The sequence below is a fragment of the Paenibacillus sp. Marseille-Q4541 genome, assembly GCF_018310695.1.
Lineage (GTDB): Bacteria > Bacillota > Bacilli > Paenibacillales > Paenibacillaceae > Paenibacillus.
Genome location: NZ_JAGXCY010000021.1, coordinates 18,537 through 44,888, shown reverse-complemented (window position 1 = coordinate 44,888; position 26,352 = coordinate 18,537). Strand labels below are relative to the sequence as shown.

Sequence of the window (26,352 nt, the reverse complement as noted above, 5' to 3'; positions counted from 1 at the left end):
CTCCCCCTGTCCCCATTCAACCCGAATCTCATCATAAGCTCGTAAGTCGAAAGTCTGGATTATGCCTGTGTCATTGACTTCAAGAACTTCACTCGTTTTGCATGCTCATCAGCAAGTAAAGTTGCTCTGGTTGCTTCAAGCAGATCCTCATGAGTGAATTCATGTGCCTTCCCTTGAACACGTCTCAAAAAGTCCTCTGTCACCGTAGACTTGGGTGTGCGAAGCGAAACTTCCTCAAGCTCGTGTTCATGCGTCATCAATAGCAGCAATTCTTCCTCATTGGAAACAGCTGGATCTCCAGCGAGCCTGATCTCTGCGCTCCCTTTTGTTCCCGTTACGAAAATTCGTCCATCCCCCCACGTCCAGCATTTCTCCGGTGCATGCCAGTCCGCATACAGCTGTGCCATCGTTCCTTGATCCAGCTCTACCTGTACCGCTGCCGTATCATAAAACTCCGGGTATTCAGGCAATATCTGTTTCCCCATTCTTCCGCTGGCTTCACTTACTTCCTGCCCTGTCAGCCATCTGAGAAGATCAAAATCATGAATAAGCAAGTCGATGATAATCCCTCCGGATTGTTCTTTGTTAAAATGCCACTTTGGTCTAGTATGTGGGCGTAACCGGTGAGGTTTCCGCATCGTAATGCTAACCAGCTTTCCTAGCTGATCTTGGCGAATCAGTTCTTGAAGCGTATATAAAGATGGCCGATATCGCTCGGTTAATAACATTCCAATCTGGATCTTTTCCCTGCTTATGATCTGTTCCAGTTGATAGAGCCCTTCTCTATCGACGACAGCAGGCTTATCCAGCATCAGGTGTTTACCATACTGTTCACACAAGGTGGCAATCTTGATTTTCTCGCTGTTGATCGCGGAACTGCCTACAATCTGCACCTCTTCATTCATCAGCAGCGCCTCTACACTTTCGGCAAATGGAATCTGATATTGCTCAGCCAATTGTTTTGCGAGCGTTTGATCACCTGCATCATAAATTCCGGCACAGCTGTGTCTAAGAGCCAGCATTTCCTCGATAAAAATAGAGATGTGGGGGTGCTGACAGCCAACAATGGCAAAGACTATTTTTCCATCTGGTTCCGTTCCCCTGCCATCTAAGTTCACAATCTTCCCTCCTTTACGTGCATCTGTTTCCAAGCTGCCTTTTCATCTCAGCCAAGTCATAGGCAAGCCGCTCTTCAGACGGAAAAGGAGCCGCACACTCTAGTGTAATCCAGCCGCTATATCCGCTCTCCTGTACAGCTGTCAGCATCGGCCGATGATCGACCTCCCCTTCCCCAAGCCTACACTGCATAAACGACTCCATCCCATGCCGAGTCCGGTTGCTAAAAGACCCTTCTGCGCCCGCTTGCTCAATCCGCTTCTCATCCTTCACATGGATATGGCTCAGATGGCTTCCAAGCTTGCTCACCGACGTTTTCCCGTAGTCCACATCTGCTATATACATATTGCCTGCATCATGGATAAAGCCGATTCCAGCGTCTCCTACAAGCTGTAGCAGCCGTAGCGCACTGTCTGCATCTTCCACTAAGGTCTGGTTGTGAATCTCAAGAAGCAACTTCACCCCATGCTCTGCTGCTTCTTTGGAACTTCTAACCAAATAGTGAGCTGCCCTCTCATAGTGCTGATCCTCTGCCAGAAAAGCGTTAGGCCCTCCCGGAAAAACCCGGACGTAGGGAACAGATAACACTTCAGCGAAGCGAAATAGCTTTCGGGATTCCTCCATGGCAGCTTCGCATTCCTCATCAGTAAGGGTAGAAAAGTGACCCGTATAGCCTGCCAGTGCAGGGATGTGAAGTCCATGCCCCGCCGCAAGATCACCTAACTCCCTCACTTCAGCAAGTGAAGTATCCAGCCCAAGATGAGGGGAGCGACAGGCAATCTCAATCCCGTCAAAACCAAGCCTAGCTGTCATCTCCATCGCTTCTCGTAGTGGATAATCAATCAAGGACCCACTAAAAGCCGCTAGCGGGATGCTCTTTGTAGCAACAGATTTATTCGTTTTCAGCATACTCACCCCCTCTTGTACCTACATGTTGGAAACACTACTTTCCTACGCAGTCTGAAGTAGCCTTTACTTAATTCCAGAAGCCGAATGATTTTGCACAAAATATTTCTCAGCAAACAGGAAGACAATCAGGATGGGAAGCAAACTCATCAACGCAGCAGCAACCATCAATTGCTCGTTACCAACCCATTGTCCTTTCAGTCCTAAGATACCGATTGGAAGTGTGAACTTTTCACTCGAGCTAAGGTAAATGGATGGAGCGAGAATTTCATTCCACTTCGTCATGAACGTAAAGATAGCTAGTGTAGCTAGTGACGGCAAACTCATTGGCATGTAGATTCGCCAGTAAATTCGCAGCGGGTTGCACCCTTCCATTTTGGCAGACTCCTCATATTCACCCGGAATGCCGAGGAACGCCTGCCGCATCAGGAAGATACCAAAGGGCTGAGCAAGCCACTCTATTACCCACAGCGGGGTCAGCGTATCCAGCATGTTCATGGAGTTAAAGATCATAAAGTGCGGGATAATGATCACCACTGGCGGAATCATCATCGTTCCCAGTACAAACAGGAACAACATATTTTTCATCGGAAAACGAAGTCTCGCAAATGCATAACCGACGAGCGAGCATGATAATAACGTTCCGATCACGGACAGAATAGACACGATAAAGCTGTTCATCGTTTGCGTTCCGAAATCCCCTAGCTTCAGCACTTCCGCATAATTTGACCATTGAAAAACGTCTGGGAACCAGGTAGGCGGAACGGCTGTATATTCACGATAGGTTTTCAGGGAGTTAAGCAATGCCTTGGCGAACGGGACAAGCATGACGAGCGAACTTAGAAAAATAGCCAGATACGCGGCTGCTTTGCGCAGTTTTTTACCGGGCATCCTTATCCACTTCCTTTCTTACGAAGAAACCAGAACGATTATCCGTCAGTTGTAATGCACCCAGCGATTTTGCATTTTCATCTGTACCAAGGTGAGACTGAACAAGATCATAAACAGTACCCAAGCAATGGCTGAGGCATATCCCATATGCATGAACGAGAAGCCTTCTCTATACAAATACAGCATGAGCACAAGACTCGCGTTCCTAGGTCCTCCTGCTGAAGAGATATCTCCGGCCCCTGTCATGACATAGACTTGCTCGAATGCTTGAAAGGTAGAAATCGTACTTAGAATCACAACTAGAAACGTAGTGGGAGAAATGAGTGGCACGGTGATGCTCCGGAATTTACGGAAAGCACCTGCTCCATCGATCTCTGCCGCTTCATATAGCTCTCCAGGAACACTCTGCAGCCCTGCAAGAAACAGAACCATGATGTACCCGATTCCTTTCCATACGGCAATCAGGACTAGGAGAGGAATAACCCATCTTTCACTGTTCAGCCACTGCTGCGGATCGAGTCCCCATTTTACGAGCAACGAATTTGCAACCCCAAATCGAGGGTTAAAAATCGAATCTGCCACATACAGTATGACGGTCCAAGAAGAGATGACTGGGATAAAGTGAGCCATCCGAAACCATTTGAGTCCCTTTAGCTTCTGGTTCAGCATTACAGCAAGGATGAGTGCGAGTACCGTCTGTATAGGCACGAATAGAATTGCAAAATAGAGCGTGTTCCACAGCGACTTCCAGAACAAAGGCTCCTGAAATAACTGCTGATAATTCCCGAGTCCGATCCATTGGGGCGAGGTTAACATATCGTATTTTGTAAAACTGAAATAGAGGGATACAGCCAGCGGTCCAGCCACGAAGACGAGAAAATGAATCAGATAAGGGGACACCATGAGGAGCCCCCACCTTCCTTCTGATCGAATATACCTGCTTCGTCCCGCCGCCTGAACCTTCTGTTTTTTCTCTAGCGATGTCTGAGAAGATTCATTTGGGATCATGGGCGGCTCTCCTTTGCCTTCTTATTTCTGATAGAAACCATCCAGCACTTTCTGTATCTCTTCATTTGCTTTCGTAAGCGTATCCTCTACGGATGTATCGCCAAGGAAAGCGCGTTCCGCATTTTCGTTAAACTTGGATACCCATTCTTCCCATACCGCATTCGTATCCAAGGTTCCCGCAAACTCGAAGCTGTCCAGGAAAGCTTGACGATTCGCTGGGTTCGCCCCTGCAGTGAGGAACACATCCGAATTGGCCACCGATTTCTTCACTGGGACGGCTTCACCGAGTGCGGCCCACTCTTTTTGGACCTCATCTTCCGTCGCCCAGAACTTCATCCATTCCCATGCCGCCTGAGCTTTTGCCTCATCTGCCTTGGCGCTGATCACCCATGAGTTCGCGATAACAGGCGCAAAACGTTTCCCATTCGGTCCAGTTGGTAACAGTGCTACATCATAATTAAGTCCTGCTTCGTTTGCTGCCTGAACACGTGCATAAATGCCAATCCGCATCGCGGCCGAGCCACTTGGGAATACAGCCATCGAGCTTTGGAAACTTTTCAGATCGACCGGATCGGTGAAGATCCCTCTTTTCATGCCATCTACAATCCAATTCATTGCCTGCTTATTCTCAGGGGAATCCACAATCGATTTTGTGTTCGTCTCATCCAGAATGCCCCCGCCATATGATTTCAGCACCGAAAACCATCCTTCTGTAATACTGAAAAAGGTTAAGCCAAACTGGCTTACACTATTCGCATCAAAACTCGCATCCGTCGCTGTTTTTCCACTTGCATCAACCGTCAGCTTTTCGGCTGCTGTCTTCAAATCTTCCCACGTCCAGCTATCCTCCGGATAACTTACACCTGCTTTATCAAACAGATCCTTGTTGTAATACAGCACACCGATCTGAATCCCTTGTGGAATGCCCCAGTAGTGTCCCTCTGCATCTTTATTGAACTCAAGTCCATAGTAATCGTCTTTGTTAAGATCTTTATTGATCCATTCTGTAACGTCCTTCAAAGTTCCGCGTTCTGCATACTTCATCACGAGTGCTCCATCTGACAACCACACATCAGGCGCTTTGCCTGCGGCAATCTGTGTATCGAGCTTTTGATAGAACTGGCCATAAGGTGCGCTTTGTGTTTTTACTTTGATGTTTGGATGCTTCTCGGTAAAAGTAGCGATGAGCTCCTTCATCTTGGCATCACTTTTCCCATCTGAATAATAACCGAGCGTGATTTCCGTTTGCTCCTGCGGAGGGTTATTCGCTCCTGGCTTAGGTTCTGCCGTACCACCCGGTGTTTCCGCAGTGCCATTTCCGCCTTTGCTGCAGCCTGCTGCGAATACCGTCAGCACTAGAAGCATACATACGAGTACGGACATTCCTTTACGCTTGACCATGAAACCGCCCCCCGATATATTTGATCCATCCCACACCTTATATTGTAAATATTGTAAGATAAAGCGGAATGGTTTTTCGTATTCCAGTTGTCTTTTCCTGCACTTAAGTTCGGCAAGGAGGTGAGTAAGCGGTCTATGCTGAAGAATCTATCCATTAACAAAAAGCTGATCACCATCAGCCTTCTGTTCGTTTGTTTGCCCGTACTCCTGCTCGGCGCATACTGGTACAATGCCTCCACTGCAACGATTGAAAAATCCACCATTGCTTCCAATCAGCGCATCGTAACCCAAACGAATGAGTATTTAAACCTGTACATTGCCGGACTCGAAACCTCTACCTACCCTTTTCTCTCGAATGCCAGCATCCAAAGTCTGGTCAATAGCCGCAGCCTATCGCCTTACGCTTACCTTAAATTATCCGAATCCATCGAAAAAGGAATGTTTGCTCAAATGCTCTACGGCCGGGATGATCTTGTCGGCATGTCCCTTGTAGCCAAAAATGGGTTTATTGTTAGCGACTATACCCGCGCCACTGAAATGCTTGATATGGGCCAAATTACGCATCGCAATCGGCTACTCTTAGGAAAGATGGAACAAATGGATGATTTTCATATTGAGGGGATTCGGTACGTAGGCACAGAACCAGTCCTTACCGTGACACGGAAAATTCCGAGCAACCAGAGTTATCTGTTCGAAGGACTGCTTGTCGTTGATCTGAACCTCAGCCAGATTGCTGGGATATGCAAAAATGTTTCTCACCATGAACTTGAAGTCTGGATTGCAGATGCAACAAGCGGCCATATCATCTATCATCCAGACAATCCACGGATCGGCACTTCCCTCACGCCTTCCCTTGTTCGTGATCTTACGTTCAGCAAGACAGGCTTATTACATGAATACGAAGCAAGTCATCAAAATATTTTATTATATGAGCACTCTCCTCAGACAGACTGGATCGTTGCTCTAGAACAACCCAAAAATGCGGTCGTAGGCGAACTATTAGACCTCAGAGCAACCGCAATTTACTGCTTTGCCGTCATTATGATCGTTACCGTGTTTATTCTAGGAGGCTTTTCACTCCAAATCAGTCGAGCTTTATCCCTTCTAGAGCGCTTTATGAAAAGGGTCCAGACAGGCGACTTCACGCTTCCGATAACCAAGATGACCGAACGCCACGATGAGATTGGAAAGCTTTTTCGCAGTCATGCCCATATGGTGGATGAACTGAAACGACTCGTAGACGAAGTACAATCTGCTAAGCTGAAGGAGCGGGAACATGAACTTGCTCAGAAGGAATCTGCTCTCCAAGCGATGCAGTCACAGATCAACCCCCATTTTCTATACAACACACTGGAAGTCATCAATAGTCATGCCATCATGGAGAACAACCAGGTCATCAGCAAAATGACAACCTCTCTTGCCGATCTGTTTCGCTATAATTTAAAAAACGCGCATCAAATTGTTACTCTTCGAGAGGAGATCGGGCATTTGAGAGCGTATTTGGATATTCAGTCTGCCAGATACCGTAAGCTGACGATGGATATAGATTTAGATGAATCTATGCTGGACCATGTTTACCTTGTTCGCCTTACGCTGCAACCTCTTGTTGAGAATGCCTTTATTCACGGTTATCAGAACCACCGACTTCCGCCTACTTATATCGGTTTAGCTCTGAGTCATGAGCAAGGTCGGTATATACTCCATATCAAAGATGTTGGACATGGAATGAATGAAGCAGAGAAAAATCGTCTGAACGCCTATTTTCAACAGGAAGAACTCCTTCATCAAGCAATTGCATCAAGTGGTATTGGACTCGGAAGTGTACATGAGCGAATCCGTTTATCTTTTGGAGATGAATATGGACTGTTTATTGCCTCTTCTGACCAGAAGGGCACGCATTTAGAGGTGAGATTACCAAATAGTACACTTATCCCTTTTCATTCGAAAACCTAGTCTTTCGCTGCTGATCCCACCTATACACTTAAAGGAGGACTTTTTTATGTATAAAGTAATCATCGCGGATGATGAATACATGATTCATCGCAGTCTTGCGAAGCTCGTGGAGTCCTCTGGACTTCCTTTTCGTGTAGCAGGAGAAGCCGAGGATGGGGAGGAGGCACTTATACTACTAGAAGAACAGCCTGCCCTCATCATTACAGATATTTGTATGCCAGGAATAGATGGCCTTGATCTTATTGAAAAAGCGAGAGAAACGTGCCCTGATGTCCTTTTCCTCATCATTTCAGGTTATGGAGAATTCGAGTATGCGCAGCGGGCGCTGCGTTTAGGTGTGGAAGATTTTTTACTGAAGCCAGTCAGTCCAGATAAGTTCCAGCAGACTCTCACAACCATCCATCTCCGATTAGAGAAACAAAAACGTAAAGTTCTTGATTACAGACAATGGGTCCTGAGCCATGAAGAGATGCTAAAAGAATTAACCGATGCCGTCTGGCGCTTGGATGAACCCGCTGCTGAAGAAATACTCCATGAGCTCATTAGTCATTACGAGGAAGACGCTGCTGAGGATATTCCCACCTATACCTTGATTAACATACTGCAGGAGAAACTAGATGGGGAATTGCAATATCGCGGACTCAATCTCCAAGGTACACCTGCCAGCAGAAAATCATGGGCTGATGAAGAAACCGAATCTACCAAAGACTTACCCTCTGTGCATAAACAATGTACAGCTTATATTCAGTTCCTGCTCCACGCTGTGAGGAAATCACGGAATTTTGGCTCACGTACCCATATTTCCAAAGTGATCAAGTATACTGAAGAGCACTTATCTGATCGTCATTTGTCTGTTCAGACAGCAGCTGATGTCGCGGGTATGTCGGTCACTTATTTTAGCCGTTTGTTTAAAGAAGAGACCGGAACCAGTTATGTACAGTATCTCATTGGTTTGCGTATGGAAGAAGCGAGATCATTACTTGAACAGCAAATCCATAGCGCCTCAGAAATTTGTGAACGGGTGGGATATACCGATTACCCCCATTTTAGCAAGACGTTCAAGAAGATCCATGGCATTGCCCCTGCTGATTACATCAAGCATCACCGAAGCATCTAGTCTCCGCCTGAAACACTTCTGATTCACATAAAAAAGAAGCTGGCATGTCAGCCCTATTTAAGGGGCATGACATGCCAGCTTCTATGATGTAACCATTCCTGTTCGTGTCCGCTTATCTTAAGCGTCTCATGTTCTAGGCAGATGGTTTATTTTTTCTTTTTGCGTACAAATGCGGCCATTCCGTTCTTGTTGCCGCCTTTGTTCTTATTCCGTTTACGTTTGCCAGCCGATGACTCACCGTCTCCTACTGGCGGATTCACGGTTTGGTCTGCTGAGCCCTGATCGCCAACGAAGATCCCGCTCTTGGTCGTTTTCTTCTTCCGACCCTTTCCTTGCTGGTATCCACCGCGACCTTCCGAGCTTGAAGAACCTGAACCTGAGCCGAAGGCAGAGCCTGTTGAACTGTATCCACCTTTACCTGAACCAAACCCAAAACTTGGACGGTCCGATGAACGAGATGCGGAATTCGTATTGATGCCCTGTCCGCCGCGTCCACCGTTTTTAGCGCGGTTTCCATTACCGCCAGCATTACCAGCGTTACTTTGGTCACGACGCTTCCCGCCCTGACTTCCAGTCTCGCCCGTTCTACCACGCTGGCCTTCCCGATTTCCACCACGGACACCGCTGCGACCGTCGTTACGTTGTTGGCCACCACGACCACCACCGCGTGGTCCGCCTTGCCCTCCAGGACGTCCTTGGCTAGGTTTCATGTCTACCATCTCAAAGTCGATCGTGTAGTCATCCATATTAACACGGGTTACACGAATCTCCACTTCATCTCCGATGCGGAAGACCTTCGAAGTACGCTCCCCTATAAGTGCCATATGTTGTTCGTCAAAATGGTAATAGTCGTCTGTCAGCATGCTCAGTCGGATAAGGCCCTCAACCGTATTCTCCAGTTCAATAAACATTCCGAAGCTGGTAACACTGCTGATCATTCCTTCGAATACTTCGCCGACCTTGTCGAGCATGAATTCAGCTTTCTTCATTTTCTCCGTGTCCCGCTCAGCCTCTACCGCCACACGCTCCCGCTCAGAAGATTGCTGAGCGATGTCCTGCATACGGCTTGCCAAGTATTCATGACGCTGATCTGGGAGCGCTCCGTTATTCTCAAATACTTCACGCATCACACGGTGAATTACAAGGTCTGGATAACGACGAATCGGAGAAGTAAAGTGACTATAGAACTCAGCAGCCAGGCCAAAGTGTCCCGACATTTCCGAATCATACTTCGCCTGCTTCATAGAACGCAGCATCATCGTACTGATGACCGTCTGTTCTTTTGTCCCTTGAATATCTTCAAGCAGTGACTGCAACGCTCTTGGATGAATCGCATTCCCGCGTCCTTTCACCTGATGACCGAAATTCGCAGCAAAAGCGAGGAAGTTCTGCAGCTTCTCCTGATCTGGGTCCTCATGCACACGATAGATGAACGGAACTTTCAACCAGTGGAAATGTTCCGCTACCGTTTCATTTGCAGCGAGCATAAACTCCTCGATAATCTGTTCCGCTACCGTCCGCTCTCTCTTCACGATATCTACCGGTTTACCTTCTGCGTCGACGATGATTTTGCTCTCTTCAAAATCAAAATCTACCGCACCGCGGCGCATCCGCATATTGCGAAGCTTCATGGCGATTTCCTTCATCAGTTTGAAGTCGTCCACGAGTTCACTGTATCGCTCAATAAGTTCTGGATCTTCTTCCTCCAGAATTTTATAGACATTCTTGTAGGTCATCCGTTCCTTGGTCTTAATGACACTTGTGAACACATCATGTTTGACGACCTTCATCTGTTCGTTGAATTCCATCACACAAGACATGGTGAGCCTGTCAACCTGCGGGTTCAAACTGCATATCCCGTTAGACAAGCGTTTTGGAAGCATTGGAATTACCCGGTCAACCAAATACACACTACAACCTCGGTTATAAGCTTCTTGGTCAAGCTTAGAATTCTCAGGTACATAGTAGCCTACGTCGGCAATATGCACACCAAGCCGGTAATGACCGTTCTCAAGACGCTCAACGTTAACCGCATCGTCCAAGTCTTTGGCATCCTCACCATCAATGGTGACAATGTTTAGACCACGGAGGTCACGGCGTCCTTGACGCACAATTTCTTCTTCAGTAATCGATTCAGGCACCTGTTCCGACTCTGCGATGACTTCATCAGGAAATCCTTCTGGAAGTTGATGCTTGCGGATCACTGATAGAATATCAATCCCTGGATCGTCTTTGTGACCAAGAACTTCAATGACTTCCCCTTCAGCTGCCGCACGGCCTTCCGGATAGCTTACTATCTTTACAACGACTTTCTGACCATCTTCTGCACCTTGAAAACTTCCGCGAGGAATAAAGATGTCACGATTAATCCGCTTGTCATCCGGTATAACGAAGCCATATACTTCATGACTTTGGAATACGCCAACGACTTGAGTGATCGCACGTTTTACAATGCGAACCACTTCACCCTCAAGTCGGCCGCCCTCAGGACCTTTGGAAGTTACACGAACAAGAACGGTATCTCCATTCATGGAACTTTTCAGATCATTGGCATGGATGTACACGTCCGGATGCTCACGATCTTCAGGGATAAGGAAGGCAAACCCCTTCGCATGGGCTTGAAGCCGTCCACGGACCATCTGCATGCGTCCAGGGACGCCATAGCGGTTCGCACTGGTAAGTACAATCTTCCCTTCATCTTCGAGATGATTGAGTAATTTAAGAAATTCTTTGAACTCGGAGGCATCTTCTATATTAAAATGCTGTTCCAACTCCTGATAAGTCATCGGCTTGTAGGCCGTTTCATGCATAAAATCGAGCAATTGCTGTTCCGTTATCATTAGGTTCACCTCTAGTAAACATAAAAGTAGGTCTTTATGTATAAAGTTTAATTCAAAAAAGGAAATGACAAATCGCATCAAAAGGGCAAATTTTGTTCATTTTCCAGAGTCACTGCCATCAATAAGCATTAGTAAAATCTTACCCTAGTATACACGAAATTAATCTAAACTTTCTGATTACCGAAAAACAAGATCGCTATAAAGGATCCACTTTCATCTGTATATTAAAAAAACCTCCGTTCCTCACGGAACGAAGGTCTGAGTTTGTTATCTTAAAAATCATTACTGAACTACGGCAACTGCGATCGCAAGAACCATAAATCCGACTGCAAAACCTATCGTAATTCGTTCAAGTACGAGTTCCATACCGCGTGCTTTGGACTTGCCAAAAAGATGTTCCGCACCGCCGGAGATGGCACCGGAAAGACCTGCGCTTTTCCCTTGTTGAAGAAGAACAACGACAATAACACCGATGGCAAAAATAACGAGAAGCAATTTCAAAACGAGTTCCATAACTTCCACCTCCTAGAAAAAATGTGCGTTTACATCCACGCTGATAAACAGTATTCCTATTGTATCATACAGGAGATGGAATAAGCAATCACTAAACCTTGATATCCAACATACTGCCTGATGTAGGATGAGGAGCTGGCGCAACTGTACTGAGCATTTGTACCATTTGCTGTCCCATCACTTCTGCCTGATTCTTTGCCATCCCCATCACTTGTAGAGAAGCTGCCTGTTTAAGCGATGACTGCGACATGGCCATAGATAAAGATCCGATATCCATTATGATATACCTCCTTTCCATATCCTTATATATCGGATAAAGGAAAAAGAAAATAACTGTCCCTACTGAAGGATATATAGCTAACCTTTATCCAGTAGTTGCAATCCCGTTAAAAGCAACATAGCTAAAAATCCATGCCTGTAAAGCCAAGATAGATTACCGTAAATAAAAAAGAGCCGATCCACGTGGATCGGCTCTTTAAAAATAAGCAGTTACGCTTATTATTTTTTCAAGTTGTAGAAAGATTTCAAGCCGTTGTATTGAGCAAGTTCACCCAATTGGTCTTCGATGCGAAGCAATTGGTTGTATTTTGCGATACGGTCAGTACGGGAAGGTGCACCCGTTTTGATTTGGCCTGCGTTTGTTGCAACTGCGATATCCGCAATTGTGCTATCTTCGGACTCACCGGAACGGTGGGAGATAACAGCTGTGTAACCAGCGCGTTTCGCCATTTCGATTGCATCGAAAGTTTCAGTAAGTGTACCGATTTGGTTAACTTTGATAAGGATAGAGTTACCGATGTGCTCATCGATACCTTTTCCAAGACGCTCAGTGTTTGTAACGAACAAGTCGTCACCAACGAGTTGGATTTTGTCTCCCAATTTCTCAGTGAGGAGTTTCCAACCTTCCCAGTCATCCTCGGAGCAACCATCTTCGATTGTAACGATTGGATATTTTTCAACCCATGAAGCAAGAAGGTCTACGAACTCAGCAGAAGTAAAGGATTTACCTTCGCCTGCAAGTGTGTATTTACCATCTTTGTAGAACTCAGTAGAAGCAACGTCCATACCAAGAAGAACATCTTCACCTGGTTTGTATCCAGCTTTTTCAATAGCTTCCATGATTGCGCCAAGAGCGTCTTCGTTGGAAGTAAAGTTAGGAGCAAAACCACCTTCATCACCTACAGCTGTGTTCAGTCCTTTTGCTTTCAGAACGGATTTCAGACTGTGGAAGATTTCAGCACCTGTACGAAGAGCTTCTTTGAAAGAAGGAGCGCCAACAGGCAGGATCATGAATTCTTGTACGTCAACGTTGTTGTCGGCATGCTCGCCACCGTTAACGATGTTCATCATAGGAACTGGAAGTTGTTTCGCGTTGAATCCACCAAGGTAAACATACAGTGGCAGATCAAGAGCGTCTGCAGCTGCACGAGCTACTGCCATGGATACTGCAAGAATTGCGTTTGCACCGAATTTACCTTTGTTTGGCGTACCATCCAAAGTAATCATCAGTCTGTCGATACCGAGCTGATCAAGAGCGTCCATACCGATAACTTCTGGAGCGATTTTTTCGTTTACGTTTTTAACAGCGTTAAGAACGCCTTTACCTAGGTAACGATCTTTGTCGCCATCGCGAAGCTCAACCGCTTCGTGAGCACCAGTGGAAGCACCGGATGGAACGATTGCGCGGCCGATTGCGCCGGATTCAAGATAAACTTCAACTTCAACTGTTGGGTTACCACGGGAGTCAAGGACTTCGCGTGCGTATACGTCAGAAATAATAGTCATGAGTAATAATCTCCTTTTAAATGTAATCGAATCTATTGATTGGCTAGCTAGGCCTTATAACTCTTATTAAAACAAAGTCAGACAGTCATTTGCAAGTAAGTTCCGCTAACGGACTATTTGCGCTCCGAGATGACGGATTTTCCGGTCATTTCCGCAGGTTGCGGAAGTTCCATCAAGTCAAGAATAGTTGGAGCGATGTCTGCAAGAATACCACCTTCACGAAGCTTCACATGCTCAGAAGTAACGATGAATGGTACAGGGTTCGTAGTATGTGCCGTGAACGGATTTCCATTCTCGTCAAATACCATATCCGCATTACCATGGTCAGCAGTGATCAGTACCACGCCACCTTTGGCAAGAACCGCTTCAACAACGCGTCCCATGCACTCATCCGTTGCTTCTACCGCACGAATGGTTGGCTCCAGTTTACCGGAGTGACCTACCATGTCCGGATTCGCAAAGTTCAAGATGATCGCATCGTGTTTGTCTGCTTCAATCTCTTTAACGCAAGCGTCAGCTACTTCATATGCACTCATTTCTGGTTTGAGATCATAAGTTGCAACTTTAGGAGAATTGATTAGAATACGAGTTTCACCCGGAAGTTCCACATCACGTCCGCCACTGAAGAAGAACGTTACATGAGGGTATTTTTCTGTTTCAGCAATACGCAATTGTTTCTTGTTATTCTGAACCAGCACTTCACCAAGTGTATTATCAAGGTTCTTAGGTGAGTAAGCTACATAACCTTCCACCGTTTCGCTGAACAATGTCAGACAAACGAAGTGAAGACCTTGAGGTAATTTATCTCCGCGATCAAATCCACGGAAATCTTGGTTAGTGAATACTTGAGACAACTGAATGGCACGGTCTGGACGGAAGTTCAAGAAGATAACAGAATCTCCGCTTTCTACAAGGCCAACGGGTTGTCCATCTTCTTTGACAATAACCGTCGGTTCTACGAACTCATCATATACTGATTTTTCGTAAGATTCCTTAACCGCATGCATTGGATCCGTGTATTTAGGTCCATCTCCGTACACGATTGCACGGTAAGATTTTTCAATACGCTCCCAGCGTTTGTCACGGTCCATTGCATAGTAACGACCCTGAACCGTTGCAATTTTACCAATACCTACTTCCTCGATTTTAGCATTTAATTGCTCAAGGAATTTGATACCGCTATTCGGTGAAACGTCGCGGCCGTCCAAGAAAGCATGAATGTAAACTTCGTCCATTCCTTCTTTTTTAGCCAGATCCAACATGGCAAACAAGTGATGAATGTGACTGTGCACACCACCGTCAGACAAAAGACCATACAGATGAAGCTTTTTGCCTGTTTGTTTGGCAGCACGTACAGCACCTACAAGCGTTTCATTATCGTAAAACTCACCATCGCGAATGGATTTGGAGATCCGAGTAAGATCTTGATATACGATACGGCCTGCACCGATGTTCAAGTGTCCTACTTCTGAGTTCCCCATTTGTCCTTCAGGCAGTCCAACCGCTTCTCCACTTGCTGTAAGTGTAGTGTGCGGATATTTAGCCATATAACGATCGTAGTTTGGTTTCTTCGCTTGAGCTACAGCATTACCAACATCGGTGTTACGAAGTCCGAAACCGTCCATAATGATCAGTGCTACAGGTTTTGGTGCTGTCATCTTACTTCGCCCCCTGAACGAGCGCGATGTAGGATTCAGGTTGAAGGCTTGCTCCGCCAACAAGTGCTCCGTCGATATCGCTTTGACCGAGATATTCGGTTACGTTCTCAGGTTTTACACTGCCGCCGTATTGGATACGTACTGCGTTTGCAACGTCTTCGTTGTAAAGATCTTTAATTACTCCGCGAATGTATGCAATAACTTCGTTTGCATCTTGGGAAGTGGAAGATTTACCTGTTCCAATCGCCCAGATTGGCTCATAAGCTACAACAACTTTCGCTGCTTGATCAGTAGCGAGGCCAGCAAAAGCAGCTTCTGTTTGTACTTTACATACATCTTTAGTTTGATCCGCTTCACGCTCTTCCAGTTTCTCACCCACACATACGATTGGAGTAAGGCCGTGACGGAAAGCAGCATGAACTTTCTTGTTTACTGTTTCATCTGTCTCATTAAAATACTGACGACGCTCAGAGTGTCCAATTACAACGTAATCAACACCGAGATCTTTCAGCATAACGCCACTGATTTCACCAGTGAAAGCACCATTGTCTTCAAAATGAAGGTTTTGAGCACCAATTTTAATGTTCGTGCCTTTTACTGCTTCAACCAATGCTGGAAGATTCGTAAATGGAGCGCAAATTACGCTTTCTACACCTTCTACTTCAGCTTTACCTTTTACCGCTTCAATAAACGAAGTGGATTCAGATACAGTTTTAAACATTTTCCAGTTACCTGCGATGATCGGAGTTCTACTCATATCGTACGCTCCTCCTTTTATATCCTGAAATGAATTGCTTATTTATCGTTCAATGCCACAACACCAGGAAGCTCTTTGCCTTCCATAAATTCGAGGGAAGCACCGCCACCAGTTGAGATGTGATTCATTTTATCAGCAAGATGGAATTTCTCTGCTGCTGCAGCTGAATCTCCTCCACCGATGATTGTGTATCCTTCTGTAGATGCACAAGCTTCTGCTACCTCACGAGTACCGTGAGAGAATGGCTCGATTTCAAAAACGCCCATTGGTCCGTTCCATACAACCAGTTTGGAGTTTTTAATAACTTCTGCATACTTCGCACGAGTTTTCGGTCCGATGTCGATTCCTTCCCAATCTGCAGGAATGCTATCGATATCTACAATTTTCGTTTCCGCATCAGCACTAAATTCCTTCGTGATTACGATATCTTCTGGAAGAAGGAAGTTTTTACCCAGCTTCTTCGCTTTTTCAATAAACCCAAGAGCTACGTCTAGCTTGGAATCATCAAGCAAAGATTGTCCGATTTCGTGACCTTGCGCTTTGAAGAACGTGTATGTGAGGCCACCACCGATGAGTACATTGTCAGCAAGGTTAAGCAAGTTATCGATAACATCGATTTTGTCTTTAACTTTAGATCCGCCAATGATTGCAGTGAAAGGACGCTCTGGTTTCGTCAATGCTTTACCAAGAACATCAAGTTCTTTTTCCATCAAAAGACCGGAAACAGCCGGAAGATGATGAGCAATACCTTCTGTTGATGCGTGTGCACGGTGAGCAGCACCAAATGCATCATTTACGAAAAGGTCAGCCAGATCAGCAAATTGTTTTGCCAATTCTGCATCATTTTTCTCTTCTCCAGGGTAGAAACGGACGTTTTCAAGCACAAGTACATCGCCGTTGTTCATTTTTTCGATTTCTGCTTTAACTGCTTCTCCTACTGCTTCGTCTGCTTTAGCAACCGGTTTGCCAAGCAATTCGGATAGACGGTTCGCCGCTGGTGTCAAGCGAAGCGAGTCAACAAATTCACCTTTAGGACGTCCCATATGGCTAGCAAGAATTACTTTTGCACCTTGTTCAATCAGGTATTTGATTGTTGGCAACGTTTCACGAATACGAGTATCGTCAGTAATCTTTCCATCTTCGAGCGGTACATTAAAATCGACACGAACAAACACACGTTTTCCTGCTACTTCTACATCACGTACACTTTTTTTGTTCATCTCCACGTTCCTCCTAAGCGCCATCTGAAAAGAGACAGCTGATATCTTATGTGTAGTAACCATTCGGTGAAACCAAATAGCCCATTCATTTAAACAGCAGTATAGTGCTTATATTTCTCTCTATTTATATAGACCGGTTTCTCCGGTTCTCTGGCATTAAAGATAAAAACCATGATGAAGAGGAGAGACATAAATGTTCTCCTCTTCACCTGGATTTCACATACGGCATTAAATAGCCGATGTGTTATTCTTACAGACCTTTTTTAGCGATGTAAGCAGCAAGGTCTACTACGCGGTTGGAGTAGCCCCACTCGTTGTCGTACCAAGATACAACTTTAACCATGTTATCGCCAACTACCATAGTGGACAGGCTGTCGATTGTGGAAGAAGCTGGATCACTGTTGTAGTCGCTAGATACAAGCGGCTCTTCAGAGAAGTTCATGATCCCTTTCAGAGGTCCGTTAGCTGCTTCTTTCAAAGCTGCGTTTACATCTTCAACAGTTACGTTTTTGTTCAGTTCAACTACCAAGTCAGTTACGGAAACGTTCTTAGTAGGAACACGCATAGCCATACCGTTCAGTTTGCCTTTCAGTTGTGGCAATACAAGGCTAACTGCTTTTGCTGCACCAGTTGTAGAAGGAATGATGTTCTCAGCAGCTGCACGAGCACGACGAAGGTCTTTGTGCGGCAGGTCAAGTACTTGTTGGTCGTTAGTGTAAGAGTGAACAGTTGTCATCATACCTTTAACGATACCGAAGGACTCGTCAAGAACTTTAGCAAAAGGTGCCAAGCAGTTTGTAGTACAAGAAGCGTTGGAGATTACTGTATGGTTAGCTGGGTCGTATTTGTCTTCGTTAACGCCCATAACGATTGTAATATCTTCGTTTGTTGCTGGAGCAGAGATGATAACTTTTTTAGCTCCGCCTTTAAGGTGAGCTTCTGCTTTTTCTTTAGCTGTGAAGATACCAGTGGATTCAACAACGATTTCAACGCCGTTAGCTCCCCAAGGCAAGTTTTCAGGGTTACGCTCAGCAAATACTTTTACTTCTTTGCCGTTAACGATAAGCGCGCCTTCTTTATGTTCTACAGTTGCATTCAGACGACCATGAGTAGTGTCGTATTTGAGCAAGTGAGCCAAAGTGCTTACGTCAGTCAAATCGTTGATTGCTACGATTTCCACTTCGCTGTTGTTGAGTGCTGCGCGGAATACGTTACGTCCAATACGTCCAAAACCGTTAATACCTACTTTAACCATGAGTAAGTTCCTCCCAAGTTTTGCTTAATTTTTTTATATATTCAAGACGAATCTATTTAGATTCATCAAGACAACAAGTTTTGGCTTCATCAAGCTTGTAGCTTTCAAGAAGCGTTATAAATCCTTAACAATCTCTGTAGCTGCCGCCTCATCAATAACAAGGATATCTTCCTGACCGAAACGCAGTACGGCTTTTATGGCATCTGCCTTGTTTTTGCCACCTGCGATGGCAATGACGACATCTGTTCGTGTAATATCCTCCAGACGCATACCTAGTGTAAGCATGGTATGAACAACCTTACCCTCATTATTAAAGTAATAACCAAAGGATTCAGCCACTGCACCTTCATCTCTGATTTCATCAATCGTCGGAGGTGCAAGTTTACGTCTCTTCGCCATTTCCATTGCACCGCCGATCCCATGGATCACGATGCGGGCTTTACGGATTAGACCTAGAATCTCTTGAATGTTAGAGTCCTGCACTAGCGATTCATAGGCATGATTACTTAGAAGATCAGGAACATGAAGCAATCTGTATTCAGCTCCAAGCTTTTTGGCCATGGTAGATGCTATGGTGTTCGCCTGGAACTCCACACTTTCACCAAGTCCGCCTCTCGCCGGAACAAACCATACTCCACGCATCGAAGAGGATGGAGTTAGATGCTCAGCTACAGCAGCGGTAGTTGAACCACCGGTAACTGCGATAACATCTTCATCATTCATTACTCTAAGTAGAGCCTTAGCCCCTGCGCGTCCAAGCTCCCGTTTTGCATATTCAGAACTTTCTGAGTCGCCCGGAACAACAATGACCTTTTGAAGTCCATAAGTTTTCCGAATTTGCTCTTCTATTTCCGATAGTCCAAATAATTCTTTGGCCATAGGTTCTAACATTTCAAGCAACTGCTCGCCGGACTCGCTTATTTTCATGCCCATGCTCTCAATCTCGATAAGGCCTTGCGATTTGAGCAGATCCGTTTCTGATCTGAGCACACGCTCCGTCATATTCAGAGAATTGGCAAGCGTTCTTCGTCCGATTACATCCGAAATCATGATCTGGCGCAGAATCGTATATCTCTTCTTCATCACGTCCATGAGATCAGGTAGAAGCTGCCTCTGCACTTCTAAAATCGTTCGCATGCTTTCCACTCCCGCAAACTCCTTCGTTCCGGTCTCTAATATGGACTAAAATCGTCCCGGGTTAACTTTTTAAGTCCCACGTTTATTTTACCTAAATCTGACGTGGTATGCAAGGGGTCCAAAAGTATATTTTGCAAAGCTTCGCCCCTTTATACACTCCGTTTCCTTACAATGATTTAGTTCACAGCATGTGACCTATTATTATAGGTTGTACATTATAATGGAACATCAAACACCCCCGGCAAACTTTCTTGCAATTTTTTTGGTGATCAGATATAATCATTATTGCTGTCACAGTTTGTGCGCCCGTGGTCCAACGGATATGACGTAGGCCTCCGGAGCCTGAGATCGAGGTTCGATTCCTCGCGGGCGCGCCATTATTATTAACGGCTTCTTATACCTTTAACCGATGAAACCGAATAGGTTTCTTTTTTTATTCAAAAAGTTTGACTTTCTTTGACTTTTTGTTTGGATTTGTTTATGATGTGGGTAATACGGAAACAGTGGTTATATAGATGCTGTTAACGTCACTCTATAAACTAAAAAACTAAATTTCCTAAGGAGGTTTTTCACGTGAGTTACATTCCTATGGTCGTAGAACAAACCAATCGCGGTGAACGCGCTTATGACATTTATTCCAGACTGCTGAAAGATCGGATTATTTTTCTGGGAAGCGACGTCAACGATGTTGTAGCTAACTCCATCATCGCTCAGATGCTGTTCCTCACTGCGGAAGATCCGGAGAAAGACATTCACCTATACATTAACAGTCCTGGCGGTTCCATTACGGCGGGTATGGCGATATATGACACCATGCAATTTATCAAACCAGATGTATCGACTATCTGCATGGGTATGGCAGCTTCTATGGGTGCATTCTTGCTGAATGCAGGTGCAAAAGGCAAACGCTATGCACTTCCAAACAGTGAGATCATGATTCACCAGCCACTTGGCGGTGCTCAAGGTCAAGCAACGGACATCGAGATTCGTGCACGTCGCATTCTCAAAATGCGCGATAAGCTCAACAAAATTTTGGCTGAGCGCACAGGTCAACCTATTGAGCGTATTGAGAAAGATACAGATCGTGATAATTTCATGACTGCTGAAGAAGCTCAAGCTTATGGTCTTGTTGACAAAGTTATCTCTTCTACTCCGCCACAAGGCATCTAATTGTAAATGGAAAAGCCACAGTCCTTTTATAGGGCCTGTGGCTTTTTTTATGACAAATCGCTATTCCTGATTTTAGGAAAGCAACTATTTGAGTTGATAGTGTACAGTAAGTTCTGTCGTCAATTTGATTTCACCCGCTTCAACCGAAGTCGATTTTTCCGCAGTGCTCGAAGCAGCCGTATTCATATCGTACATCTGCTCATAGTAACGCACGGGTTCCGCTGTATTCCCCTGACTCACACTTATTACACTTCCTAGACTGCGTCCTGCAACTTTGGCGATAGCTCCAGCTTTCAAGTTTGCATTAGCCATTGCTTTCTCAATTACTGCTGTTTCAAAAGCATCTTTATTTTCAATGGAAAACTGAATGTTATCAATTTGATTAACTCCCGCTTCGGCAGCAGCATCAAGCAGCTCTCCTACCTTGTCGAGATCACGGTAGCTCACTTTGAGTGAATGAGTAGCCGTATATCCTTTGAGTTGTTGACCTTCTTTTTCACTATACGTGTAATTAGGCTGAACATAGAATTGATTCGTTTGTATGTCTTTGTTCTCTAACTTCCATGTTTTCTTAAGCAGACTCGTCAAACTTTGCATTTTCGTTGCATTTGCTTTTTGAGCTGCCGCAGCTGTTTTTCCTTCAGAACTAATGCCGATAAATAAATAGGCGATATCTGGTTTAACCGAAATTTCACCTTTTCCCACAACAGATACGATATTCTGAACGGCAACTGCTTCTTGTGCTTGTGCTTTTCCAGCAAATGAGAGGGCTCCCCCGCCCCCACCAATGAGCATTGTCCCTGCTATAACGACAGCTGCTGCGGGTTTAATCCATACTGTTTTCTTCATATCACGTGCCTCCTTTTTGATATAAACATCTTCTAACTCGTACATTACAAACTTTTAGACGAAATCTATTTGAAAAATGTTCCATTTCTCAAACTCTTTTATGTATGGGATAAAACGACAAAAAGCCTCTAAAAGAGGCTTTTCTGTATACACATATGAAAACATGAATTTATTGGTTTTCCAATTCTTCCTTGCTTACAAGACTAACTAAAGCATTAACAGCCTGCTCAGCGTCTGCACCTTCGGCGCTAATGTAAATTTCAGTACCTGTACTAATAGCAAGGCTCATAATTCCCATGATACTTTTGGCATTTACTTTTTTCTCATCTTTTTCCACAAAAATTTCTGACGAATACTTATTCGCTTCTTGAACGAACAGTGCAGCTGGTCTGGCATGAAGCCCCGTCTTCAAACGGACTACAACCGGGTGTTTTGTCATGGAAACTTTACCCCCTCTAGAAAATCTCTACCTAAATCAATACTTCATAATTATAAACATTATACCATTATAGCATGAATGAAACTAGAAGAAAAAAAGACTTCTTACCTGATCCACTATATTTATTCTCAAATCAATAGCCCTTTTTCCGCTCTAACTCGTTCAGCCATCTCATCAATTTTGCGCAAACGGTGATTTACGCCCGATTTACTCACCGTCCCTTTTAGTAATTCCCCGACTTCCTTTAAATTAATATCCGGATTCGCGAGTCTTACTTCAGCTACTTCACGAAGCTTATCAGGAAGGGTTTCCAGTCCCACTTCTCTATCCAGCAGCTTAATGTTCTCAATTTGACGAACGGCTGCCCCGATCGTTTTGTTCAAATTCGCCGTTTCACAATTGACAATCCGATTTACGGAGTTCCGCATATCGCGCATAATTCGAACATCCTCGAATTTAAACAAGGCCTGATGTGCACCAATGATACTGAGCATTTCAATAATTTTTTCGCCTTCTTTGATGTAGAAAATAAAACCCTTTTTCCGCTCAATACAACGCGCGTTCAGATTGAATTCATTCGCAAGATCCACGAGAGCCTGACAGTGCTCTTCATACATAGAGGCAATCTCTAAATGGTAGGAAGAACCTTCCGGATTATTAACGGAACCCCCAGCCATGAAAGCACCTCTTAAGTAGGCCCGTTTGCAGCAATTTTTGCTGATCGCATTCGGATTAATCCCAGGTGTAAACAGAAATCCTTCAGATACAATTTCCAGTTCTTTTAATATTTCTTGTACACGAACCGGAATCCTTACAATGTATACATTATTTTTTTTAAGCCGCATTTTTTTACGAACCAATAACTCGGTATGCACCTGGAAGTGTTTTTTGAGCAAAGAATAGATTCGCCTTGCTATCGCGGCATTCTCCGTAGAGACGTCTAAAATAACCTTCTTATTCGACAGCTGTACCGAGCCAAGCATGCGAATGAGAGCAGATAACTCTGCTTTCTCACAGCAGGGTTCACTTTCGATCAGGGTTAATTCTTTTTTGGTCTGTGCCGCAAACGACAAGGATCTCACCTCTTTCGAATCATCCAGTTTTGCACTAGCGTGTAAATGTGATGACTTAGTTTATTAGCGTCATGCCGTAAATAAGTTCGATACATGACAAGTCGATCTGCGATGCATTCATTGGAGTACTTCAGGATCTCTTCCAGATCAAGCTGTACTGGTTTTGCACCTTTTTCAGCATACATCTCCTGAACGGGTTCAGGAATATCTCCATTGTTAACAATGACATAATCAAATATTTTATGGCCAATGTGGGCATCAATTGCTTTCAGATGATCTCCAACGGAGTAACCGTCTGTTTCCCCTGGCTGAGTCATTACATTGCAAATGAATATTTTGGCTGCCTTCGAAGATACAACTGCTTCTGCCAGCTTTGGTACGAGAAGATTGGGCAGTATGCTCGTATATAAGCTACCAGGGCCGATGATAATTGCATCCGCCTGCTCAATCGCATGAATAGCCTCTGGCAACGGCTCCACGTGATCCGGTTCAAGAAAAACCCTCTTAATCCGCCCACCATGTTCTGGGATCTGGGACTCGCCTGTTATGACAGTGCCATCCTCCATCTCGGCGCGAAGCACAACAGCTTCTGCCGCTGCTGGCAACACTTGCCCGCGTACGGCAAAAACACGGCTAATCTCTCTCACCGCTGTTACAAAATCACCTGTTATATCTGTCATTCCAGCTAAAATCAAGTTCCCCAGACTATGTCCAGACAATCCGCCATTTCCACTAAAACGATAATTAAGCAATTCTGACATCAACGGCTCTACATCAGCAAGCGCTGTAAGCACGTTACGGATGTCACCTGGAGGAGGCATCTGGAGTTCATCTCGCAGCATGCCTGAACTCCCTCCATCGTCAGCAACCGTAACAATTGCCGTGATATCAAGCGGCTTATTTTTTAACCCCCGCAACATGACAGATAGCCCTGTTCCGCCACCCATAACGACAAGATGCGGACGTTTCATTTGTTCTACAGCCACTTTTACCACTTCACCTTCTATAAGAGGTTGCTCAAGGTAAGCAATCCGTTATTCTTTTTAAAACCTTACTTAACGAATGCAGGTATGAGCGGTCCATACATTGTATGTTGTATCCTACGCAGGTGCCATCCCAAAATCAGTAAATCCATTTGAAATCTATTCATAAAACCTTCTCTAATGGCGTTCCCGATCGCGATCTGCATCTCTGTGACTCACAACAACAGATTCCGTCTCGCTTGCCCCTAGCATCTTGCCTAAATACTCGGATATAGCAACCGAACGGTGCTTCCCGCCTGTACATCCAATACCGATGATGACCTGACTTTTTCCTTCTTTCCGATATTGAGGAATGAGGAAGTGCAGCATATCAAGCAGTTTGGTCAAAAACGCCTGCGTCTCCGGCCATTTCATTACATATTCATATACATCACTATTCTGTCCCGTATTTGGACGGAGGTGATCAATGTAATGAGGATTTGGTAGAAACCGTACATCAAATACCAGATCGGCATCAATGGGAATTCCGTATTTGAAACCAAAAGAAGTAACATTTACGGATAACATATGGCTCTCTAAATGCGAGAATCTAGAAATGATTTTCTCTTTCAACTGAGCAGGCTTCATGCTGCTAGTATCCAGTACCTGTGTAGCAGAATTTTTAAGTTCTTCCAGCATCTTGCGTTCCAGCCTGATCCCGTCAAGCGGCATTCCTTCTGGTGCAAGCGGATGTCTCCGGCGGCTTTCCTTATATCGCTGCACAAGAACACTATCTTGCGCATCCAGGAACATAATTTCACAATGAATTGTAAAATGATCCTTAATGTAATTCAAAGATTCAGACAGGGCTGTAAAAAACTCGCGCCCGCGCAAATCAATGACCAATGCTACCTTGCCAATTTTACCATTTGATTGGACAATGAGTTCTGCAAACTTAGGAATAAGTACGGGAGGCAAATTATCAACACAGAAAAATCCTAAATCCTCCAGACTCTGTACAGCAATGGTCTTCCCTGCACCTGACATCCCTGTAATGATAATAAGGGTTGCTCCACCTGCTGGTGATTTTTCACCTTCAAACATGATTTTCCCCCTATCAATTTCAGTTCGTCTATCTATGTCTAGCTCATATAAAGATACGTTAATTCTATTCTAAAAACTTATGAACGAAGTAGCAATCCTGCTGCTCCTACAATTCCTGCATCATTACCTAGTGTTGCTGGAACAATGCTAACTCCTCTTTGAAGAGGTTCTGGAGTAAGATTTGCAAATACACTGCGTACTTCATCAAACAAAATGTCACCGGCTTTGGAAACGCCCCCGCCAATAATAAACATTTGAGGATTTAGTATTGCAGCGATGGCTGCAAGCGATTTTCCAAGGTAGTACGCTGCACGATGAACAATACGAAGAGCTACCTCATCGCCTGCTTTTGCCGCATCAAATACGTCTTTAGCCATAATGGTGTCAACGGATTGCAGAGAAGTATGATCTCCACGTTCTACCGCATCCTTCGCCATACGAATAATACCTGTTGCAGAAGATACCGTTTCAAGACAGCCCATTTTACCACAACCGCATTGAATCGCTTCCAAGTCAGGTACTACATTGGTGTGGCCGATTTCTCCAGCCATCCCTGAAAATCCTTGATAAATCTTGCCATCAATGATGATTCCACCGCCAACTCCGGTACCCAGGGTGTAGCAGATACAGTTCTCGACACCGTCCCCTGACCCAGCCCAAGCTTCTCCAAGAGCCGCAACGTTTGCATCATTATCTATTTTGACGAGCTTTCCTAGCCTATCTTCAAGTATCGAACGGATAGGTACATCTTTAAAACCTACGTTAGGTGCAAATACAATGATTCCTTCTCGCACATTAGTGAATCCGGCTACACCAGCACCGACTCCTGCAAGTTGCTCCCAGCTGTATGGTGATTCTTCTACAATATGACGGACATACTTCTCGATGTTTGAAATGACTGTCTCAACGCCCTTACTCACTTCTGTTGGTCCCTCATATGTATGCAGAAGTGTTCCTTGCGCATTGCAGATCCCGACTTTAATTGCCGTTCCGCCTAAATCCACTCCAACGTAGATATTTTCAGACATTGCTAGCAAGCCACCTTTACTATCTGTAATATTTATTCATACGTTATCACTATAATTGAAGGAAGTGGGGCGGTCAAGACGAATCCCCTTCCATTTCTATCACTTCTCCTTTATTTATCGGAAGCAAAAAAGCTGACCGGAGCACGTTTTTTGTGCTTCCGGTCAGCTTA

The 26,352-nt window shown here is 44.8% G+C and carries 23 protein-coding genes and 1 tRNA gene; 4 read left to right on the top strand and 20 right to left on the bottom strand.

What is annotated here, in order from left to right:
- Positions 1-59: 59 nt before the first annotated feature.
- The 5 genes from KFT32_RS27615 to KFT32_RS18530 all read right to left on the bottom strand — a co-directional run bounded on the left by KFT32_RS27615 (position 60) and on the right by KFT32_RS18530 (position 5,322).
- Positions 60-1,118 carry a Gfo/Idh/MocA family protein gene (locus KFT32_RS27615; protein ID WP_349304925.1) on the bottom strand — a complete coding sequence of 353 codons (1,059 nt, stop codon included), beginning with the start codon at positions 1,116-1,118 and terminating at the stop codon, positions 60-62.
- Between the two features lie 13 nt (positions 1,119-1,131).
- A complete protein-coding gene (locus tag KFT32_RS18545) occupies positions 1,132-2,025 on the bottom strand; it encodes a sugar phosphate isomerase/epimerase family protein (RefSeq protein WP_249435972.1) in 894 nt (297 codons plus the stop codon).
- 63 nt (positions 2,026-2,088) lie between these two features.
- Positions 2,089-2,913: a carbohydrate ABC transporter permease gene (locus KFT32_RS18540; protein WP_211748738.1), complete on the bottom strand. Its 825-nt coding sequence runs from the start codon at positions 2,911-2,913 to the stop codon at positions 2,089-2,091.
- 45 nt (positions 2,914-2,958) lie between these two features.
- Entirely contained in the window at positions 2,959-3,921 is a 963-nt protein-coding gene (locus KFT32_RS18535) for a carbohydrate ABC transporter permease (protein ID WP_211748737.1), read from the bottom strand.
- Positions 3,922-3,942: 21 nt separating this feature from the next.
- On the bottom strand, positions 3,943-5,322 hold the full coding sequence (locus tag KFT32_RS18530; RefSeq protein ID WP_211748736.1) for an ABC transporter substrate-binding protein: 1,380 nt from the start codon (positions 5,320-5,322) through the stop codon (positions 3,943-3,945).
- Between the two features lie 135 nt (positions 5,323-5,457).
- Between KFT32_RS18530 and KFT32_RS18525 the strand changes: the two genes are divergently transcribed.
- The gene (locus tag KFT32_RS18525) at positions 5,458-7,275 is read left to right on the top strand and encodes a cache domain-containing sensor histidine kinase (protein ID WP_211748735.1); all 1,818 of its coding nucleotides are present in this window, start codon (positions 5,458-5,460) and stop codon (positions 7,273-7,275) included.
- A gap of 46 nt (positions 7,276-7,321) precedes the next feature.
- A complete protein-coding gene (locus KFT32_RS18520; RefSeq protein WP_211748734.1) occupies positions 7,322-8,392 on the top strand; it encodes a response regulator in 1,071 nt (356 codons plus the stop codon).
- Positions 8,393-8,538: 146 nt separating this feature from the next.
- On the opposite strand, the gene rnr is transcribed toward KFT32_RS18520, so the two are convergent.
- From rnr to KFT32_RS18475, 9 genes are all read right to left on the bottom strand, one after another.
- Positions 8,539-11,232, bottom strand: a complete 2,694-nt coding sequence (gene rnr, locus KFT32_RS18515) for a ribonuclease R (protein ID WP_211748733.1) — start codon at positions 11,230-11,232, stop codon at positions 8,539-8,541.
- Positions 11,233-11,514: 282 nt separating this feature from the next.
- Positions 11,515-11,745 (bottom strand): preprotein translocase subunit SecG, encoded by a 231-nt coding sequence (gene secG / locus KFT32_RS18510; protein ID WP_211748732.1) that lies wholly within the window; start codon positions 11,743-11,745, stop codon positions 11,515-11,517.
- 91 nt (positions 11,746-11,836) lie between these two features.
- The gene (locus KFT32_RS18505; protein WP_211748731.1) at positions 11,837-12,022 is read right to left on the bottom strand and encodes a YjfB family protein; all 186 of its coding nucleotides are present in this window, start codon (positions 12,020-12,022) and stop codon (positions 11,837-11,839) included.
- A 221-nt stretch (positions 12,023-12,243) separates the two neighbouring features.
- Positions 12,244-13,530 carry a phosphopyruvate hydratase gene (eno, locus tag KFT32_RS18500; protein ID WP_211748730.1) on the bottom strand — a complete coding sequence of 429 codons (1,287 nt, stop codon included), beginning with the start codon at positions 13,528-13,530 and terminating at the stop codon, positions 12,244-12,246.
- Positions 13,531-13,643: 113 nt separating this feature from the next.
- Positions 13,644-15,188, bottom strand: a complete 1,545-nt coding sequence (gpmI, locus tag KFT32_RS18495) for a 2,3-bisphosphoglycerate-independent phosphoglycerate mutase (RefSeq protein ID WP_211748729.1) — start codon at positions 15,186-15,188, stop codon at positions 13,644-13,646.
- A 1-nt stretch (position 15,189) separates the two neighbouring features.
- Positions 15,190-15,945 carry a triose-phosphate isomerase gene (tpiA, locus tag KFT32_RS18490; RefSeq protein WP_211748728.1) on the bottom strand — a complete coding sequence of 252 codons (756 nt, stop codon included), beginning with the start codon at positions 15,943-15,945 and terminating at the stop codon, positions 15,190-15,192.
- A 38-nt stretch (positions 15,946-15,983) separates the two neighbouring features.
- A complete protein-coding gene (locus tag KFT32_RS18485) occupies positions 15,984-17,165 on the bottom strand; it encodes a phosphoglycerate kinase (RefSeq protein WP_211748727.1) in 1,182 nt (393 codons plus the stop codon).
- 250 nt (positions 17,166-17,415) lie between these two features.
- Positions 17,416-18,420: a type I glyceraldehyde-3-phosphate dehydrogenase gene (gap, locus tag KFT32_RS18480; protein ID WP_211748726.1), complete on the bottom strand. Its 1,005-nt coding sequence runs from the start codon at positions 18,418-18,420 to the stop codon at positions 17,416-17,418.
- A gap of 114 nt (positions 18,421-18,534) precedes the next feature.
- Positions 18,535-19,557: a sugar-binding transcriptional regulator gene (locus KFT32_RS18475; protein ID WP_211748725.1), complete on the bottom strand. Its 1,023-nt coding sequence runs from the start codon at positions 19,555-19,557 to the stop codon at positions 18,535-18,537.
- 302 nt (positions 19,558-19,859) lie between these two features.
- On the opposite strand from KFT32_RS18475, the gene KFT32_RS18470 reads away from it, so the two are divergent.
- Positions 19,860-19,934 (top strand) — tRNA-Arg (locus tag KFT32_RS18470).
- A 196-nt stretch (positions 19,935-20,130) separates the two neighbouring features.
- Entirely contained in the window at positions 20,131-20,727 is a 597-nt protein-coding gene (gene clpP, locus KFT32_RS18465) for an ATP-dependent Clp endopeptidase proteolytic subunit ClpP (RefSeq protein ID WP_211748724.1), read from the top strand.
- An 84-nt stretch (positions 20,728-20,811) separates the two neighbouring features.
- Here clpP and KFT32_RS18460 read toward each other — a convergent pair whose 3' ends face one another.
- The 6 genes from KFT32_RS18460 to KFT32_RS18435 form a co-directional block, all read right to left on the bottom strand.
- Complete coding sequence (locus KFT32_RS18460) at positions 20,812-21,576, bottom strand: SIMPL domain-containing protein (protein ID WP_211748723.1); 765 nt, start codon at positions 21,574-21,576, stop codon at positions 20,812-20,814.
- 169 nt (positions 21,577-21,745) lie between these two features.
- Positions 21,746-22,015: an HPr family phosphocarrier protein gene (locus KFT32_RS18455; protein ID WP_211748722.1), complete on the bottom strand. Its 270-nt coding sequence runs from the start codon at positions 22,013-22,015 to the stop codon at positions 21,746-21,748.
- Positions 22,016-22,143: 128 nt separating this feature from the next.
- Positions 22,144-23,088 carry a DNA-binding protein WhiA gene (gene whiA / locus KFT32_RS18450; RefSeq protein ID WP_211748721.1) on the bottom strand — a complete coding sequence of 315 codons (945 nt, stop codon included), beginning with the start codon at positions 23,086-23,088 and terminating at the stop codon, positions 22,144-22,146.
- A gap of 5 nt (positions 23,089-23,093) precedes the next feature.
- On the bottom strand, positions 23,094-24,059 hold the full coding sequence (locus tag KFT32_RS18445; protein ID WP_211748779.1) for a gluconeogenesis factor YvcK family protein: 966 nt from the start codon (positions 24,057-24,059) through the stop codon (positions 23,094-23,096).
- A gap of 189 nt (positions 24,060-24,248) precedes the next feature.
- Positions 24,249-25,154: an RNase adapter RapZ gene (gene rapZ, locus KFT32_RS18440; RefSeq protein ID WP_211748720.1), complete on the bottom strand. Its 906-nt coding sequence runs from the start codon at positions 25,152-25,154 to the stop codon at positions 24,249-24,251.
- A 77-nt stretch (positions 25,155-25,231) separates the two neighbouring features.
- A complete protein-coding gene (locus tag KFT32_RS18435; protein ID WP_211748719.1) occupies positions 25,232-26,182 on the bottom strand; it encodes an ROK family glucokinase in 951 nt (316 codons plus the stop codon).
- Between the last annotated feature and the right edge of the window lie 170 nt (positions 26,183-26,352).

Excerpts from the sequence above, each read along its gene's own strand:
- KFT32_RS18445 (WP_211748779.1), bottom strand. The coding sequence starts at position 24,059 with ATGAAACGTCCGCATCTTGTCGTTATGGGTGGCGGAACAGGGCTATCT.
- secG (WP_211748732.1), bottom strand. The coding sequence starts at position 11,745 with ATGGAACTCGTTTTGAAATTGCTTCTCGTTATTTTTGCCATCGGTGTT.
- KFT32_RS18535 (WP_211748737.1), bottom strand. The coding sequence starts at position 3,921 with ATGATCCCAAATGAATCTTCTCAGACATCGCTAGAGAAAAAACAGAAG.
- KFT32_RS18475 (WP_211748725.1), bottom strand. The coding sequence starts at position 19,557 with ATGCGAACGATTTTAGAAGTGCAGAGGCAGCTTCTACCTGATCTCATG.
- KFT32_RS18505 (WP_211748731.1), bottom strand. The coding sequence starts at position 12,022 with ATGGATATCGGATCTTTATCTATGGCCATGTCGCAGTCATCGCTTAAA.
- gap (WP_211748726.1), bottom strand. The coding sequence starts at position 18,420 with ATGGTTAAAGTAGGTATTAACGGTTTTGGACGTATTGGACGTAACGTA.
- KFT32_RS18530 (WP_211748736.1), bottom strand. The coding sequence starts at position 5,322 with ATGGTCAAGCGTAAAGGAATGTCCGTACTCGTATGTATGCTTCTAGTG.
- KFT32_RS18435 (WP_211748719.1), bottom strand. The coding sequence starts at position 26,182 with ATGTCTGAAAATATCTACGTTGGAGTGGATTTAGGCGGAACGGCAATT.
- rapZ (WP_211748720.1), bottom strand. The coding sequence starts at position 25,154 with ATGTTTGAAGGTGAAAAATCACCAGCAGGTGGAGCAACCCTTATTATC.
- eno (WP_211748730.1), bottom strand. The coding sequence starts at position 13,530 with ATGACTATTATTTCTGACGTATACGCACGCGAAGTCCTTGACTCCCGT.
- tpiA (WP_211748728.1), bottom strand. The coding sequence starts at position 15,945 with ATGAGTAGAACTCCGATCATCGCAGGTAACTGGAAAATGTTTAAAACT.
- gpmI (WP_211748729.1), bottom strand. The coding sequence starts at position 15,188 with ATGACAGCACCAAAACCTGTAGCACTGATCATTATGGACGGTTTCGGA.
- rnr (WP_211748733.1), bottom strand. The coding sequence starts at position 11,232 with ATGATAACGGAACAGCAATTGCTCGATTTTATGCATGAAACGGCCTAC.
- KFT32_RS18545 (WP_249435972.1), bottom strand. The coding sequence starts at position 2,025 with ATGCTGAAAACGAATAAATCTGTTGCTACAAAGAGCATCCCGCTAGCG.
- KFT32_RS18540 (WP_211748738.1), bottom strand. The coding sequence starts at position 2,913 with ATGCCCGGTAAAAAACTGCGCAAAGCAGCCGCGTATCTGGCTATTTTT.
- KFT32_RS18460 (WP_211748723.1), bottom strand. The coding sequence starts at position 21,576 with ATGAAGAAAACAGTATGGATTAAACCCGCAGCAGCTGTCGTTATAGCA.
- KFT32_RS18455 (WP_211748722.1), bottom strand. The coding sequence starts at position 22,015 with ATGACAAAACACCCGGTTGTAGTCCGTTTGAAGACGGGGCTTCATGCC.
- KFT32_RS18520 (WP_211748734.1), top strand. The coding sequence starts at position 7,322 with ATGTATAAAGTAATCATCGCGGATGATGAATACATGATTCATCGCAGT.
- KFT32_RS18525 (WP_211748735.1), top strand. The coding sequence starts at position 5,458 with ATGCTGAAGAATCTATCCATTAACAAAAAGCTGATCACCATCAGCCTT.
- KFT32_RS18485 (WP_211748727.1), bottom strand. The coding sequence starts at position 17,165 with ATGAACAAAAAAAGTGTACGTGATGTAGAAGTAGCAGGAAAACGTGTG.